The sequence below is a fragment of the Streptomyces angustmyceticus genome (assembly GCF_040701845.1).
Taxonomy (GTDB): domain Bacteria; phylum Actinomycetota; class Actinomycetes; order Streptomycetales; family Streptomycetaceae; genus Streptomyces; species Streptomyces angustmyceticus_A.
This window is the reverse complement of the sequence record NZ_JBFBHQ010000008.1, coordinates 142,724-157,264: the sequence shown is the minus strand read 5'-3', so window position 1 is coordinate 157,264 and position 14,541 is coordinate 142,724. Positions and strand designations below refer to the sequence as shown.

The 14,541-nt window shown below is 72.9% G+C and carries 15 protein-coding genes; 12 read left to right on the top strand and 3 right to left on the bottom strand.

The window, feature by feature from the left end; all coding sequences use genetic code 11:
- Positions 1-18 precede the first annotated feature (18 nt).
- The gene (gene thiD, locus AB0411_RS20105; RefSeq protein ID WP_366418631.1) at positions 19-828 is read left to right on the top strand and encodes a bifunctional hydroxymethylpyrimidine kinase/phosphomethylpyrimidine kinase; all 810 of its coding nucleotides are present in this window, start codon (positions 19-21) and stop codon (positions 826-828) included.
- 144 nt (positions 829-972) lie between these two features.
- On the opposite strand, the gene rpmB is transcribed toward thiD, so the two are convergent.
- Entirely contained in the window at positions 973-1,158 is a 186-nt protein-coding gene (rpmB, locus tag AB0411_RS20100) for a 50S ribosomal protein L28 (protein ID WP_006602870.1), read from the bottom strand.
- Positions 1,159-1,372: 214 nt separating this feature from the next.
- Between rpmB and AB0411_RS20095 the strand changes: the two genes are divergently transcribed.
- The 9 genes from AB0411_RS20095 (at position 1,373) to mutM (ending at position 11,641) form a co-directional block, all read left to right on the top strand.
- Positions 1,373-3,034, top strand: a complete 1,662-nt coding sequence (locus tag AB0411_RS20095; protein ID WP_437042674.1) for a DAK2 domain-containing protein — start codon at positions 1,373-1,375, stop codon at positions 3,032-3,034.
- Positions 3,035-3,110: 76 nt separating this feature from the next.
- Positions 3,111-6,077 carry a helicase-related protein gene (locus AB0411_RS20090; protein WP_366418630.1) on the top strand — a complete coding sequence of 989 codons (2,967 nt, stop codon included), beginning with the start codon at positions 3,111-3,113 and terminating at the stop codon, positions 6,075-6,077.
- Between the two features lie 202 nt (positions 6,078-6,279).
- Complete coding sequence (gene rsmD, locus AB0411_RS20085) at positions 6,280-6,879, top strand: 16S rRNA (guanine(966)-N(2))-methyltransferase RsmD (RefSeq protein WP_366418629.1); 600 nt, start codon at positions 6,280-6,282, stop codon at positions 6,877-6,879.
- 26 nt (positions 6,880-6,905) lie between these two features.
- Entirely contained in the window at positions 6,906-7,388 is a 483-nt protein-coding gene (coaD, locus tag AB0411_RS20080) for a pantetheine-phosphate adenylyltransferase (RefSeq protein ID WP_366418730.1), read from the top strand.
- Between the two features lie 130 nt (positions 7,389-7,518).
- Complete coding sequence (locus tag AB0411_RS20075) at positions 7,519-8,652, top strand: cell division initiation protein (RefSeq protein ID WP_366418628.1); 1,134 nt, start codon at positions 7,519-7,521, stop codon at positions 8,650-8,652.
- Between the two features lie 127 nt (positions 8,653-8,779).
- Positions 8,780-9,448: a YceD family protein gene (locus tag AB0411_RS20070; protein ID WP_366418627.1), complete on the top strand. Its 669-nt coding sequence runs from the start codon at positions 8,780-8,782 to the stop codon at positions 9,446-9,448.
- A gap of 2 nt (positions 9,449-9,450) precedes the next feature.
- A complete protein-coding gene (gene rpmF, locus AB0411_RS20065; protein WP_003951102.1) occupies positions 9,451-9,624 on the top strand; it encodes a 50S ribosomal protein L32 in 174 nt (57 codons plus the stop codon).
- A gap of 19 nt (positions 9,625-9,643) precedes the next feature.
- Positions 9,644-10,462 carry a ribonuclease III gene (gene rnc / locus AB0411_RS20060; RefSeq protein ID WP_366418626.1) on the top strand — a complete coding sequence of 273 codons (819 nt, stop codon included), beginning with the start codon at positions 9,644-9,646 and terminating at the stop codon, positions 10,460-10,462.
- Between the two features lie 252 nt (positions 10,463-10,714).
- The gene (mutM, locus tag AB0411_RS20055) at positions 10,715-11,641 is read left to right on the top strand and encodes a bifunctional DNA-formamidopyrimidine glycosylase/DNA-(apurinic or apyrimidinic site) lyase (RefSeq protein WP_366418625.1); all 927 of its coding nucleotides are present in this window, start codon (positions 10,715-10,717) and stop codon (positions 11,639-11,641) included.
- A 27-nt stretch (positions 11,642-11,668) separates the two neighbouring features.
- On the opposite strand, the gene AB0411_RS20050 is transcribed toward mutM, so the two are convergent.
- On the bottom strand, positions 11,669-12,094 hold the full coding sequence (locus tag AB0411_RS20050) for a winged helix-turn-helix transcriptional regulator (protein WP_366418624.1): 426 nt from the start codon (positions 12,092-12,094) through the stop codon (positions 11,669-11,671).
- 153 nt (positions 12,095-12,247) lie between these two features.
- Between AB0411_RS20050 and AB0411_RS20045 the strand changes: the two genes are divergently transcribed.
- Positions 12,248-12,838: a flavodoxin family protein gene (locus AB0411_RS20045; RefSeq protein ID WP_366418729.1), complete on the top strand. Its 591-nt coding sequence runs from the start codon at positions 12,248-12,250 to the stop codon at positions 12,836-12,838.
- Positions 12,839-12,989: 151 nt separating this feature from the next.
- Here AB0411_RS20045 and AB0411_RS20040 read toward each other — a convergent pair whose 3' ends face one another.
- Entirely contained in the window at positions 12,990-13,772 is a 783-nt protein-coding gene (locus AB0411_RS20040; protein ID WP_366418623.1) for a CAP domain-containing protein, read from the bottom strand.
- A 280-nt stretch (positions 13,773-14,052) separates the two neighbouring features.
- Between AB0411_RS20040 and AB0411_RS20035 the strand changes: the two genes are divergently transcribed.
- Positions 14,053-14,334, top strand: a complete 282-nt coding sequence (locus tag AB0411_RS20035) for an acylphosphatase (RefSeq protein WP_366418622.1) — start codon at positions 14,053-14,055, stop codon at positions 14,332-14,334.
- The last annotated feature ends 207 nt before the right edge of the window (positions 14,335-14,541 follow it).

The following is a 14,541-nucleotide window of genomic DNA, read 5'->3' as shown; positions in this document are numbered from 1 at the left end:
CCGAGTAGATTCGGCGGTATGCACCTACCTCCACGCGTCCTGACCGTCGCCGGGTCCGACTCCGGCGGCGGCGCGGGCATCCAGGCCGACCTGAAGACGATGCTGGCGCTCGGCACCCACGGCATGAGCGTCCTCACCGCCGTCACCGCCCAGAACTCCCTGGGCGTGCAGGGCGCGTGGGAGCTGCCGGCCGAGGCCGTACGGGCCCAGTTCCGCAGCGTCGTCGACGACATCGGCGTACAGGCGGTGAAGACCGGGATGCTCTCCTCGGCCGCACTCGTCGAGACCGTCGCCGAACTGCTCGCCGGAGTGCGGGCACCGGTCGTCGTGGACCCCGTCGGAGTCTCCAAGCACGGCGACGCGCTCCTCGCCCCCACCGCCCTGGACGCGGTCCGCGGCGCGCTGCTGCCGACGGCCACCGTCGCCACCCCCAACCTGGACGAGGTCGCCCAGCTGACCGGCGTCCGCGTCGAGAAGGAGGCCGACATGCGGCGCGCTGCCGCCGCGATCCTGGAGTTCGGTCCGCGCTGGGCGCTCATCAAGGGCGGCCATCTGGCGGCCGGGCACGGCGAGCGCGCCGTCGATCTGCTCACCGACGGCACCGAGGAACACTGGCTGCGCGCCCCCCGCCACGACAACCGGCACACCCACGGCACCGGCTGCACCCTCGCCAGCGCGCTCGCCGCGCAGCTCGCCAAGGGGGACACCGTCCCGCAGGCCGCCGCGGCGGCGAAGGAGTACGTCACCGGGGCCCTCGCGGCCGGCTTCCGGCTGGGCGCGGGCATCGGCCCCGTGGACCACGGCTGGCGCTGGCGCGGCGCGCACTGACCGCACGCGGTGCGGACGCCCCGGGCGCAGCGTCAGGGGTGTCCGCCGCCCCCGTGAACGGCGCCCGGGAACGGCAAAAGCCGGTCCGCCACGAAGGCGGACCGGCTTCTGAGCAACCGGCTGGGCTGCGCTACGGCTAGGGCGTCAGCGCGAGACCTTGCCGGCCTTGATGCACGAGGTGCAGGCGTTCAGCTTCTTCGGCGTGCGCCCGATCACTGCACGCACCGTCTGGATGTTGGGATTCCAACGACGGTTGGTGCGGCGATGCGAGTGCGAGACACTCTTGCCGAAGCCCGGCCCCTTGCCGCAGACGTCGCAGTTGGCAGCCACGGGTCACTCCAAAGACTTCAGATGCACTTACGGTGAAATCCCGACGAGCCGAGTGCATTGCCCGACCGGCACCGTCAGGAGAGGAATGGCCCGATTCTCATCGGGCAACCGGAGCAGCATACAACGACCGCTCCCGTAGAACGAAACTACCACGCGGCCACGGGCCCCCGCCCCGGCCCCGCCCCCGCAGCGCGACTACTGTGCGGTGCATCCCGTGACCCAGGAGGACGACGTGCCCTACCCGCTCGACGCCGCCGCGGTCCGCTCCTGGTGCGGGCTGGCCCTGGAGGCGCTCGGACGGGAACGCGAGCGGATCGACGCGATCAACGTCTATCCCGTGGCCGACGGCGACACCGGCACCAACCTCTACCTGACCGTCGAATCGGCCGCCCGCGCGGTCGAGGCCGCCTTCGACGGGCACGCCGAGGCGGGCACCGCGCCCCGCCTCGCCGACGCCATCGGCGCCATGGCGCACGGCGCCCTCATCGGGGCGCGCGGCAACTCCGGAACGATCGTGGCGCAGCTGCTGCGCGGGATGACCGAGGTGCTGTCCGCCGCCGACGGCTCCGCCGAAGCGCTGCGGCAGGCCCTGCGCCGGGCCGCCGCGTCGACCTACGAGGCCGTCGCCCACCCCGTGGAGGGCACCGTCCTGACGGTGGCGACCGCGGCGGCGGATGCCGCGGAGCGTGCCGCGGGCGACGACGCCGATGCCGCCGGGGTCGCCCGCGCCGCCCACGAGGGCGCCCGCGCGGCCCTGCAGGAGACCCCCGGGCAGCTCGCGGTCCTGGGCCGGGCCGGTGTCGTGGACGCCGGTGGATGCGGGCTCGTCGCGCTGCTGGGGGCGCTCGCCGATGTGCTGTCCGGGGAGGTCTCGGCGGCACCGGTCGCGATACGGGCCGACGCCCCGCTGCCCGAGGCGGCCGGCTGCGCGGACGCCGGCCCGGTCGCCGCGGCCGGCGGCCAGGACCCGGACGGGCCCGCCTTCGAGGTGATCTACCTGCTGGAGGCCGACGACACCGCGGTGCCGCATTTGCGGGAGCGGCTCGACGGGCTCGGCGACTCCCTGGTGGTGGTCGGCGGGGACGGCCTGTGGAACGTCCACGTCCATGTCGACGACGCGGGCGCCGCCGTGGAGGCCGGCATCGAGGCGGGCCGCCCGTACCGGATCCGGATCACGCACTTCGGCGGTGCCCGCGCCAAGGAACCGGCGATGACGGCGCGGGCCGTGGTCGTGGTGGTGCCGGGCGCCGGGCTCGCCGAGCTGTGCGCGCAGGCCGGCGCGACCCCCGTACCGGTGAGTCCGGGGGAGCCGCCCGCCAGCGGCGAACTGGTGCAGGCGATCCGGCAGGCGCACGCCCGTGAGGTGATGCTGCTGGCCAACGACCCCGACCTGCGGCACACCGCGGCGGCCGCCGCGGAGGAGGCCCGCGCCGAGGGCGTGCGGGTCGCGCTCATCCCCACCCGCTCCGCCGTCCAGGGCCTCGCGGCGCTGGCCGTGCACGAACCGGCCCGCAGTTTCGACGAGGACGTGGTCGCGATGACCGCGGCCGCGGGCGCCACCCGCTACGCCGAGCTGGCCCTCGCCGAGCGGCAGTCGTGGACGATGGCGGGCGTCTGCCAGGCCGGCGACGTCCTCGGCCTGATCGACGGCGATGTCGCGGTGATCGGCTCCGACCTCACCGGCACCGCGATGACCGTGCTCGACCGGATGCTGTCCGCGGGCGGGGAGATGGTGACCCTGGTCCTCGGCGCGCAGGCACCCGACGGGCTCGCCGAGCGGCTGGAGGGGTACGTCCGCGAGCGCCATCTCGCCGTGGACACCGTCGTGTACGACGGCGGCCGGCACGCCGCGCCGCTGCTCATCGGCGTGGAGTGAGCGCGCGGGCGCGCTGCGAGCACGCCGGACCGGCGAGCGGAGCGGGATTGTCACAGGCGTGGTGTGCAATAGAGGCGTGGCAGCGCTCGACGAACCCCTGAAGAAGATCCTCGGTGGCAGCACCGCGAAGGTCCTGGCCGAACACCTCGGCCTGCACACGGTCGGCGACCTGTTGCACCACTATCCGCGCCGCTACGCCGAGCGCGGCGAACTCACCCGGCTCGCCGACCTCCCGCTGGACGAACACGTCACGGTCGTCGCCCAGGTCGCGGACGCCCGGGTGCTGAAGTTCAACGGCGGCCGGGGCCAGCGCCTCGAAGTCACGCTCACCGACGGCAGCGGCCGGCTCCGGCTGGTCTTCTTCGGCAAGGGCATCCACAAGCCGCACAAGGACCTGCTGCCCGGACGCCGGGCGATGTTCGCCGGCAAGGTGTCCGTCTTCCACCACAAACTCCAGCTGGCCCACCCCGATTACGAGCTCCTCGACGGCGACGCCGGAAACGGGGCCGAGGCGGTCAGCGCCTTCGCCGGCCAGCTCCTGCCGCTCTACCCGGCCTGCCAGCAGATGGCGTCGTGGAAGATCGCCAAGGCGGTCGACGCGGTGCTGCCCCGCGCGCAGGAGGCCGCCGACCCGCTGCCCGAGGCGCTCCGGGACGGCCGGGACCTGGTCCCGCTCCCGGAAGCGCTGCTCAAGATCCACCGCCCGGCGAGCAAGGCCGACATCGCCGCCGCGCGGGACCGGCTGAAGTGGGACGAGGCGTTCGTCCTGCAGGTCGCGCTGGCCCGGCGCCGCCTCGCCGAGACCCAACTCCCCGCCGTGGCCCGCAGCCTGGTGACCGGCGGCATCCTCGACGCCTTCGACGCGAAGCTGCCCTTCACGCTCACCGACGGCCAGCAGAAGGTCAGCCGGGAGATCTTCGACGACCTGGCCACCGAGCACCCCATGCACCGCCTCCTCCAGGGCGAGGTGGGCTCCGGCAAGGCCCAGCCGCTGGACGCGCTGGTGCTGACGCCGCGCGGCTTTCGTCCCATGGGGGAGATGGCCGTCGGCACCGAAGTGGTGGTGCCCAGCGGCGAGCTCGCCGTGGTGGACGGCGTCTTCCCGCAGGGCGAGCGCGAGGTGTGGCGGCTGGTGCTCTCGGACGGCAGCGCCGTCGAGTGCGACGACGAGCACCTGTGGATCGTCGGGGACGGCGTCGCCGGGGAGCAGGTGCTGACCACCCGCGAGCTGCGCCGCGACCTCCACGGCCCCGACGGCCGCCCCCGGTGGTCGATCGCGGCCGCCGTGCCGGTGGACCTCGACGACGGCGGGCACCGGCCGCTCGATCCGTATCCGGTGGGCCGGGGGCTGGCCGCGGACCGCGACCCGGCGGCCCGGGTGCCGGACGCCTACCGCAACGCGCCGCTCAAGGACCGGCTGGCCGTGCTGCGGGGCCTGCTGGACGCCGGCAGCGGGCCCGCGGGGGCCGGTGTGTTCCCGGCCGCGCACCGCCCGCTGGCCGACGACCTGGCGTGGCTGGCGCGCTCGCTGGGCGGCCGGGCCCGGCTGAGCGCCGCGGGGGAGGGGACGTACGACGTCGACGTGGCGCTGCCGGCGGAGGGCGGGGCCGGCTTCCGGCGCACGATCCGGGCCGTCGAGTACGCCGGCCGCAAGCCCGTCCAGTGCATCAGCGTCCGGCACCCCGACCACGCCTATGTGACCGACCACTTCACCGTCACCCACAACACCATGGTCGCGCTGCGCGCCATGCTCGGCGTGGTCGACAGCGGCGGCCAGGCCGCGATGCTGGCGCCGACCGAGGTCCTGGCCCAGCAGCACCACCGTTCGATCACCGAGATGATGGGGGAGCTGGCCGAGGGCGGGATGCTCGGCGGCGCGGAGCAGGGCACCAAGGTGGTGCTGCTCACCGGCTCCATGGGCGCCGCCGCCCGCCGGCAGGCGCTGCTCGACCTGGTCACCGGCGAGGCCGGGATCGTCGTCGGCACCCACGCCCTGATCGAGGACAAGGTGCAGTTCCACGATCTGGGCCTGGTCGTCGTCGACGAACAGCACCGCTTCGGCGTCGAGCAGCGCGACGCGCTGCGCGGCAAGGGCAAGCAGCCGCCGCACCTCCTGGTGATGACGGCGACCCCCATTCCGCGCACGGTCGCCATGACCGTCTTCGGCGATCTGGAGACCTCCGTCCTGGACCAACTCCCCGCCGGGCGCTCGCCGATCGCCACCCATGTGGTGCCGGCCAAGGACAAGCCGCACTTCCTCGCCCGCGCCTGGGAGCGGGTCCGCGAGGAGGTGGCGGCCGGCCACCAGGGCTATGTGGTCTGCCCCCGGATCGGCGACGAGGAGGACGCCCCCAAGGGGGCGAAGAAGACGGCCGGCTCCAAGGGGGGCGCCGGCACGGAGGGTTCACCGGAGGACGCGGAGGAGAAGCGGCCCCCGCTCGCGGTGCTCGACATCGCCGGGCAGCTCGCCGAGGGGCCGCTCGCCGGGCTGCGGGTGGCGGTGCTGCACGGCCGGATGGCGCCGGACGACAAGGACGACGTGATGCGCCGGTTCGCCGCCGGCGAGCTGGACGTCCTGGTGGCCACGACCGTCATCGAGGTCGGGGTGAACGTCCCCAACGCCACCGCCATGGTGATCATGGACGCGGACCGTTTCGGCGTCTCCCAGCTGCACCAGCTCCGCGGCCGCGTCGGCCGTGGCGCCGCACCCGGCCTGTGCCTGCTGGTCAGCGAGATGCCCGAGGCCAGCCCGGCCCGTGCCCGGCTCGCCGCCGTGGCCGGCACCCTCGACGGCTTCGAACTCTCCCGTATCGACCTGGAGCAGCGGCGCGAGGGCGACGTCCTGGGCCAGGCGCAGTCCGGCGTCCGCTCGTCGCTGCGGATGCTCGCGGTCATCGACGACGAGGAGGTGATCGCGTCCGCCCGCGAGGAGGCCACCGCGCTGGTCACCGCCGATCCGGAGCTGACCGGATACCCGGAGCTGCAAACCGCCCTGTCCGCCCTGCTGGACGAGGAGCGGGAGCAGTATCTGGACAAGGGGTGAGCGGGCACCGCGGCTCGCACCGGGGGCGCGGCCGGCGGGACCCGCCGCCCGGCACGGCCCGCCACCACGTGAGAACGATCACCGCTGCGCGCGCCGCGGGGAAGCCCCGGCCGGGCGCCGGGCCCCGGCCGACGGAATATCGTGGGGGAGTGGAGCCCGCCCGGCTCCCTCCACCGACCACGCGCAACGTAAGGACGGGCCCATGACCCGCGTGATCGCCGGTACGGCCGGCGGCCGCCGCCTTGCCGTACCGCCGGGAAACGGCACCCGCCCGACCTCCGACCGTGCGCGCGAGGGCATGTTCTCCACCTGGGAGTCCCTCGACGGGCCGCTGGGCGGTGCCCGGGTGCTCGATCTGTACGGCGGTTCCGGCGCGGTCGGGCTGGAGGCGCTCTCCCGCGGCGCCGCGCACGTCCTGCTGGTCGAGGCCGATGCCCGCGCCGTGCGCACCATCCGGGACAACGTCCGCGCGGTCGGCCTCCCGGGCGTCGAGGTCCGGGCCGGCAAGGCCGAGCAGACCGCCGCGGCGGCGGCCCCGGGAGAGCCGTACGACATCGTCTTCCTGGACCCGCCCTACGCGGTCACCGACGCCGAACTCTGCGAGATCCTGCTCACACTCCGTGGTCAGGGGTGGCTTGCCGACGACGCACTCGTCACCGTGGAACGCAGTACCCGAGGCGGCGCGTTTCCCTGGCCGGACGGTTTCGCAGCGATCAAGGCCCGTCGTTACGGCGAGGGGACGCTTTGGTACGGTCGCGCCGCTTCGACGTCCGCCGAATCGACGTCAGCAAGCGTGTCATGACCGGATCGGAGAGCGAGGAACCCGAGTTGCGCCGCGCCGTCTGTCCGGGGTCGTTCGACCCCATCACCAACGGGCACCTGGACATCATCGCCCGTGCCTCCAAGCTGTACGACGTCGTCCATGTCGCCGTGATGATCAACCAGTCCAAGCAGGGGCTGTTCACGGTCGACGAGCGGATCGAGCTGATCCGCCGGGCCACCGCCGAGTACGGCAACGTGGAGGTCGAGTCCTTCCACGGCCTGCTCGTCGACTTCTGCAAGCAGCGCGACATCCCCGCGATCGTCAAGGGGCTGCGCGCCGTCAGCGACTTCGACTACGAGCTGCAGATGGCCCAGATGAACAACGGCCTGTCCGGAGTGGAGACCCTCTTCGTCCCCACCAACCCCACCTACAGCTTCCTGTCCTCCAGCCTCGTCAAGGAGGTCGCCGCATGGGGCGGCGACGTCTCCCACCTGGTGCCGTCGTTCGTCCTGGAGGCCCTCACCGAGCGCCTGCGCAAGAAGGACTGACGCCGCAGGACGCACCGCCCCGATGAGGCCCGGATGACGGGGCGTCAGTTGGTGTCGGGCAAAGGGGCCGTGGACGTACAGTCGTCCCGTCCCGTCGTTCCAACCCCCTTCAGAGAGTGGCGAGTCCAAAGTGGACGTGCAGAAGAAGCTCGACGACATCGTCGCGACCGTCGGCGGTGCCCGGTCCATGCCCATGTCGGCATCGTGCGTGGTCAACCGCGCCGAGCTGCTCGCCATGCTGGAGGAGGTCCGGGCGGCGCTCCCGGGCTCGCTCGCCCAGGCGCAGGAGCTGATCGGCGGGCGGGAGCAGATGGTGGAGGAGGCACGGGCCGAGGCGGAGCGGATCATCGAGACCGCGCACGCCCAGCGCGGGTCGCTGATCTCCGACACCGAGGTCGCCCGGCAGTCCCAGGACGAGGCGGACCGGATCCTCACGGAGGCCCGCCGGGAGGCCGAGGAGATCCGCGCCGAGGCCGACGACTACGTCGACAGCAAGCTCGCCAACTTCGAGGTCGTGCTGACCAAGACCATCGGCTCCGTCGACCGCGGCCGCGAGAAGCTGCTCGGCCGCGACCCGGCGTCGGAGGGGCAGGCCTTCCCGGACGAGGACGGCACCCAGGCCCCCGAGCGCAGCGCCGACCCGGAGACCCTCCGCCGGCGCGCCGACGCCTACGTGGACGCCAAGTTCGGGGCGTTCCAGGCCGTGCTGACCAAGACCCTGGAGGCGGTGGGCCGGGGCCGCGACAAGCTCCAGGGGGCCCGCGCGATCGACGAGCTGGGCCTTCACCTGGCCGCGCAGGGCGACCCGCAGTCCGGGCACCAGGCTGACGCCGAGTACCTCGCCGGCCTGGCAGGCATCGGCACCGACCAGGAGCAGCAGCCGCCCCAGGCGCCTCCGATGCCGCAGGCGCCCCCCATGCCCCAGGTGCAGCCCCAGGAGCACCAGCAGCCCCTCCAGCCCCAGCAGCAGGGCTACTACACCGACCCGGCGCTCTACCCGCAGCAGGACGCCTACGGCTACCAGCAGCCGCAGGACGTCCCGTACGCCCAGCACCAGGACCCGTACGGCTACGACTGGCAGCAGCAGGCCCAGCAGCAGGGCTACGACCCCAATGCCTACCTCCAGCAGCAGGTACCCCAGCAGCCCCAGCAGCCTCCGCACGGCCATCCCGCGCAGCCCGGCGCCCTGGACGAGACCAGCCTCTTCGACACCAGCATGATCGACCTGGACCAGCTCCGGGCGTACGAGGAGGGGCGCCAGTAGGCGGCCCCGCCCGCGGCCGGGGGCGGGACCGGGAGCGGATTGGGCCTATCGGGGCCCGTCCAGTATCCTGGCTCTTCGGTCGCGCGTATCTCCGCGATCACTGCTGCCCGGATCCTGTACCGCAGGAATGCGGACGGCACGGAAACCCCGTAGAAAGCAGGAAGCCATCAACGCCCGCCTCGACCACCGTTCCCCTCTCGTGTTCGACACACGCGAGCTGGGCCGGCGTCCCGGTGCGCTCAAGAGGGTCTCCCGCTCCGTCGAGGCCCCCCGGGACCTCGGCAACGAGGTCATCGGTGTGACCGAGGGCGCCCCGATCGAGCTCGACCTCCGCCTGGAGTCGGTCATGGACGGGGTGCTTGTCACAGGCACCGGCCGTGCAACCGTCACAGGGGAGTGCGTAAGGTGTCTGGAGCCGCTGGAGCGAGAGCTCGACGCGGACTTCCAGGAGATGTTCGCCTACCCCGACGCCGACGCCAGGGTCCATGAGGACGCCGGCGACGACGCCGAGGACGAGGAGGACACCCTCTTCCTCGAGGACGACCTGTTCGACCTCGAACCCGTGCTGCGTGACGCGGTGGTGCTTGCACTGCCGATGCAGCCGGTGTGCCAGGACGACTGCCCGGGCCTGTGCTCCGACTGCGGAGTGCGACTGGCGGACGACCCGGACCACCACCACGACGCCGTCGACATCCGTTGGGCGGCACTGCAGGGACTCGCCGGGACCGTCAAGGACGGCGAGAAGGACAACATGGGCGGCGCCGAAGCGGGCGTCGACGAGAAGCAGGAGAAGTAGCCGTGGCTGTTCCGAAGCGGAAGATGTCGCGCAGCAACACGCGCCACCGCCGGTCGCAGTGGAAGGCTGCGGTCCCCACCCTGGTGGCGTGCGAGCGCTGCCACGAGCCGAAGCAGCAGCACATCGCGTGCCCGAGCTGCGGCACCTACAACAAGCGCCAGGTCCTCGAGGTCTGAGCGGCTGGTGACAGGCTTCATGTCAGACGCCAATTCGACTTCCCGCAAACGCGGGGATGAACCGACTCCGGCGGACACGGCCTCGTCCCACACGCTTCTGGAAGGGCGGCTCGGGTACAAGCTCGAGTCCGCCCTTCTGGTGCGTGCGCTGACGCACCGCTCGTACGCATACGAGAACGGCGGTCTGCCCACCAACGAGCGGCTCGAATTCCTCGGGGATTCGGTGCTCGGCCTGGTGGTCACCGACACGCTGTACCGCATCCACCCCGATCTTCCCGAGGGCCAGCTGGCCAAGCTCCGGGCCGCGGTGGTCAACTCGCGTGCGCTTGCCGAGGTGGGCCGCGGCCTCGACCTCGGCGCCTTCATCCGCCTCGGACGGGGCGAAGAGGGCACGGGCGGCCGGGACAAGGCATCCATCCTCGCCGACACCCTCGAAGCGGTGATCGGCGCGGTCTATCTCGACCAGGGCCTCGACGCGGCCGGCGAGCTGGTGCACCGGCTCTTCGACCCGCTCATCGAGAAGTCCTCCAGCCTGGGCGCGGGCCTGGACTGGAAGACCAGCCTCCAGGAACTCACCGCGACCGAGGGTCTCGGTGTTCCGGAGTACCTGGTCACGGAGACCGGACCGGACCACGAGAAGACCTTTACTGCTGCCGCCCGCGTCGGTGGTGTCTCGTACGGCACCGGCACCGGCCGCAGCAAGAAGGAAGCCGAGCAGCAGGCGGCCGAGTCCGCGTGGCGGGAGATCCGTGCCGCCGCGGACGAGGCGGCCAAGGTCGCCGAGGCGGAGCAGGCGGCGGAGGCCGCCCCGTCCGCCGGGGACGACACCGCCGGCTAGCCGCACACGGCGCCCCGTGGCGCGGTGCCCGTACCCCCGTTGCGCTCCGGCGCGGCGGGGGTCCTTCTTGTCCGGAGCCGGGCCTGCCGCGGTCCCCGGTGACGCTCTGCGCCGGCCACCCCAATTCGGCGGTCACCGGCGGCGGTTGCCCCGCTGTCCGCGGACCGGGCGCGAGGCGCCGGGCGGGCCGTCGGAGCCCCGGAGGGGAGAGGTACGCTGCGGCTGTCGTTCCCAGCCGTCCCGAGGAGTCCCGTGCCCGAGCTGCCCGAGGTCGAGGTCGTACGCCGGGGACTGGAGCGCTGGGTCAGCGGACGCACCATCGCCGAGGTCGAGGTGCGGCACCCGCGCGCGATCCGCCGGCACACGGCCGGAGCGGCCGACTTCGCGGCGCGGCTGACGGGGCTGCGGCTCGGCGCCGCGCGCCGGCGCGGCAAGTACCTCTGGCTCCCGGTGACCGGTGGCGGACCGGCCGCACAGACCGCCGCCGAGGGCCTCGCCCCCATGGTCACCCCGTCCGTCACCCACGGACTGGCGATCCTCGCCCACCTCGGGATGAGCGGCCAGCTGCTGGTCCAGCCGCAGGACGCCCCGGACGAGAAGCACCTGCGGATCAGGATCGGCTTCGACGACGCCCTGGGCACCGAACTCCGCTTCGTCGACCAGCGCACCTTCGGCGGCCTCTCGCTGCACGACACCGTTCCCGGCGACGCCGACCACCTGCCCGACGTGATCGCGCACATCGCCCGCGACCCGCTCGACGACGCCTTCGACGACGCCGCCTTCCACGACGCGCTGCGCCGCCGCCGGACCACCATCAAGCGGGCCCTGCTGGACCAGACGCTGATCAGCGGCGTCGGCAACATCTACGCCGACGAGGCGCTGTGGCGCAGCAAGCTCCACTACGAGCGGCCGACCGCCGGCTTCACCCGCCCGCGCACCGCCGAACTCCTCGGCCACGTACGGGACGTGATGCATGCCGCGCTCGCCGTCGGCGGCACCAGCTTCGACAGCCTGTACGTCAACGTCAACGGCGAATCCGGCTACTTCGATCGTTCCCTGGACGCCTACGGCCGCGAGGACGAGCCCTGCCGCCGCTGCGGCACCCCGATCCGCCGCCGTCCCTGGATGAACCGCTCCAGCTACTTCTGCCCCCGCTGCCAGCGGCCGCCGCGCGCCTGAGCGCGGCACGCCGGCGCGGCCGCCGGCTCATCCGGCGGCGTGCCGGGCGTCATAGCGTTCCCGGGCCGCGAGCACCTGCGGCATCCGGTCCTCCACCAGGTCGATCAGCTGCTGCAGCTGGCGGGCGACCTGGTGGCCCAGGGGCGTCAGCGCGTAGTCCACACGGGGCGGGTTGGTCTGCTGCGCCTCGCGGTGGACGAGTCCGTCGCGCTCCAGCGCGTGCAGGGTCTGGGCCAGCATCTTCTCGCTCACCCCTGCCACCCGGCGCCGCAGTTCGTTGAAGCGGAACGTGCCGTCGAGGAGCGCGCCCAGCGTCAGGCTGCCCCAGCGGTCGGTGACGTGCTTGAGCGCGTCACGGGACGGGCAGTCGCGCGCGAAAACGTCGAAGGCCAGGTCGTCCGTACAGCCGGAGGGGGGCTCCCCGGCCGGTTCGGCAGTGGTCTCGGTCGCCATGGAGACACCATAACTCCCGCACAGCGCTAACTCATGGGTTGCGCTTTCTAAAAGTTAGTGCTTCTCTTTCTCTCGTCGCCGCCAGGCGCTCCCGGGCACCGAACGTCCCGGGCTGCCGTGATCTTGAGGAGAACCGCCGTGACCAGCCCCGCCCTGCCCGCCCCCGTCGTCTCGCTCGCGTACCACTCCGGTTTCGGCCACACCGCCGTCCTGGCCGAGGCCGTCCGTGCCGCTGCCGCCGGGGCGGGTGCCACCGTCCACCTGATCAAGGTCGACGAGATCACCGAAGCCCAGTGGGAGCTGCTCGACGCCTCCGACGCGATCGTGTTCGGTTCGCCGACCTACATGGGCACCGCCTCCGGCGCCTTCCACACCTTCGCCGAGGCCACCGCGAAGCGCTGGGCGACCCGTGCCTGGCAGGACAAGCTCGCGGCCGGCTTCACCAACTCGGCCTCCAAGAGCGGGGACAAGCTGCACACCCTGCAGTTCTTCACGGTGCTCGCCGCCCAGCACGGCATGAACTGGGTCGGCCTCAACCTGCTCCCCGGCTGGAACTCCTCCACGGCCTCGGAGAACGACCTCAACCGGCTCGGCTTCTTCCTGGGGGCCGCGGCCCAGTCCAACAACGACCAGGGCCCCGAGGGCGTCCACAAGGCCGATATCGCCACCGCCGAGCACCTCGGACGCCGCATCGCCGAGCAGGCCCGCATCTACGTCGCGGGCCGCGCCGCCCTCGCCGCCTGACCGGCGCGTACGGGGGGCGCCGCCCCGCGCCACGAGGCCTGAGGCCCACGCGCGACATTCCCGCCCCGCATGCGAGACGCCCGCGCCGCCCCGTGACGGATCACGGGGCGGCGCGGGCGTCTGGGGCCGCTGCCCCCGGACGGCCGGCTGTCTAGAAGCCGAAGTCCTGCGTCCACCACGGGCCGCCCGGCCCGAAGTGGGCGCCGACGCCGAGGGTCTTGTACTCGCAGTTGAGGATGTTGGCGCGGTGGCCGGGGCTCTTCATCCAGGAGTCCATGACGGCCTGGGCGGTGGCCTGGCCGCGGGCTATGTTCTCGCCGCCCAGGTCGTCGATGCCCGCGTCCCGGGCACGGTCCCAGGGCGTGTCCCCGTCCGGGTCGGTGTGGTCGAAGAAGCCGCGCCGGGCCATGTCGTCGCTGAACTGCTGTGCGAGACCCCCCAGTTCCTTGTCCGCCGTGACGGGCGAGCAGCCGGCCTGGGCGCGCTCCTGATTGACCAGGGACAGCACCTGCCCCTCGGCGGACGACTGGGTGTCGGGAGCCTTCGACGGGGCCGCGCTGCGCACGGGCGCCGCCGAGGACGGCCGGCCGGCGGGCTCGGTGGACCGGCGCGCCTCGGTCTTCCCGGTGGCGGAAGGTGTCCGGTGGGGGGAAGGGGATGTCGAGGGGGTGGTGGGGGAGGAGGGGCGGCCGGTGCCGGGGACCGCGGAACGCCCGCCGCCACGGCTCGCCTGCTCCGTGGCACGGTCGGAAGGGGGTGCCGACGTGCCGCCCAGCGGCTCGGTGGCCTCCGGCAGTGCGCCGGCCCGTACGCGGTCCCCCTGGTCGCCGTTGGTCCCCCCGTCGAACTGGCCGTGACCGGGGATCAGTCCGGAGGCGACCGCGACGGCTCCCATCGCCACCACCGCGGAGGCGCCGAGCAGTCCGGTGCGCACGGGCGCCCTGCCGCGGCCGGCGGCCGCGCGGTGTCCGTGGCGCCGCGCCCCGGCCGGTGCGCCGGGCCGAGCGGCTGCCGGTGCGTCAACAGGCCCCGTGCCGGGGGCATCGGGGGCTGGGGGAGCAGAGCGTCGATGGCGGCCCATCCGCTGTCTTCCTTCCGTCCTCAGCGTCAAGACGGTTCACTCGTAAGAGTGAGCCTCGCTTGTCGGGGGACTGTACGCCATGACGCGAGGGGCAGAAGTGACCGTTGAGCAATTGGCCAGTTAACGTGCACACATGAACGAGGATGTCCGTGTGACCGCCTGGGTACGTGGTCAGGTCCAAGAAGTGGGCTTCCGTTGGTTCACCCGGGCCAACGCGCTTCGCATCGGCGAACTCGCGGGATTTGCGGTCAATCTCGGTGACGGCCGCGTCCAGGTGGTCGCCGAGGGGCCGAAGGAGCGCTGCGATGCGCTGCTGGAGTGGCTCCGGACCGGAGACACGCCCGGGCGGGTCGACGGAGTCACTGAGATATGGGCCACGCCCCGCGGGGGTTACGACGGCTTCGAGATCCGCTGAGCGGGCCCGCCGGAACCGTCCGTACGGCCGTCACAGGCGATCTTGCGGAGGCGTCCTTGTCACCTGCTCACAGGAGATAAGGCCTGGTGGTTGCCAACTCGGCCGACCCGTGCAAGGCTGCCGCTGTACGGATGATCTCCACGCCCCCGCGGGACCTTTCTGGGGAGTCGGCGCAGCGCCCTCGCGGCCGCGCACTCTCAGGTGCCC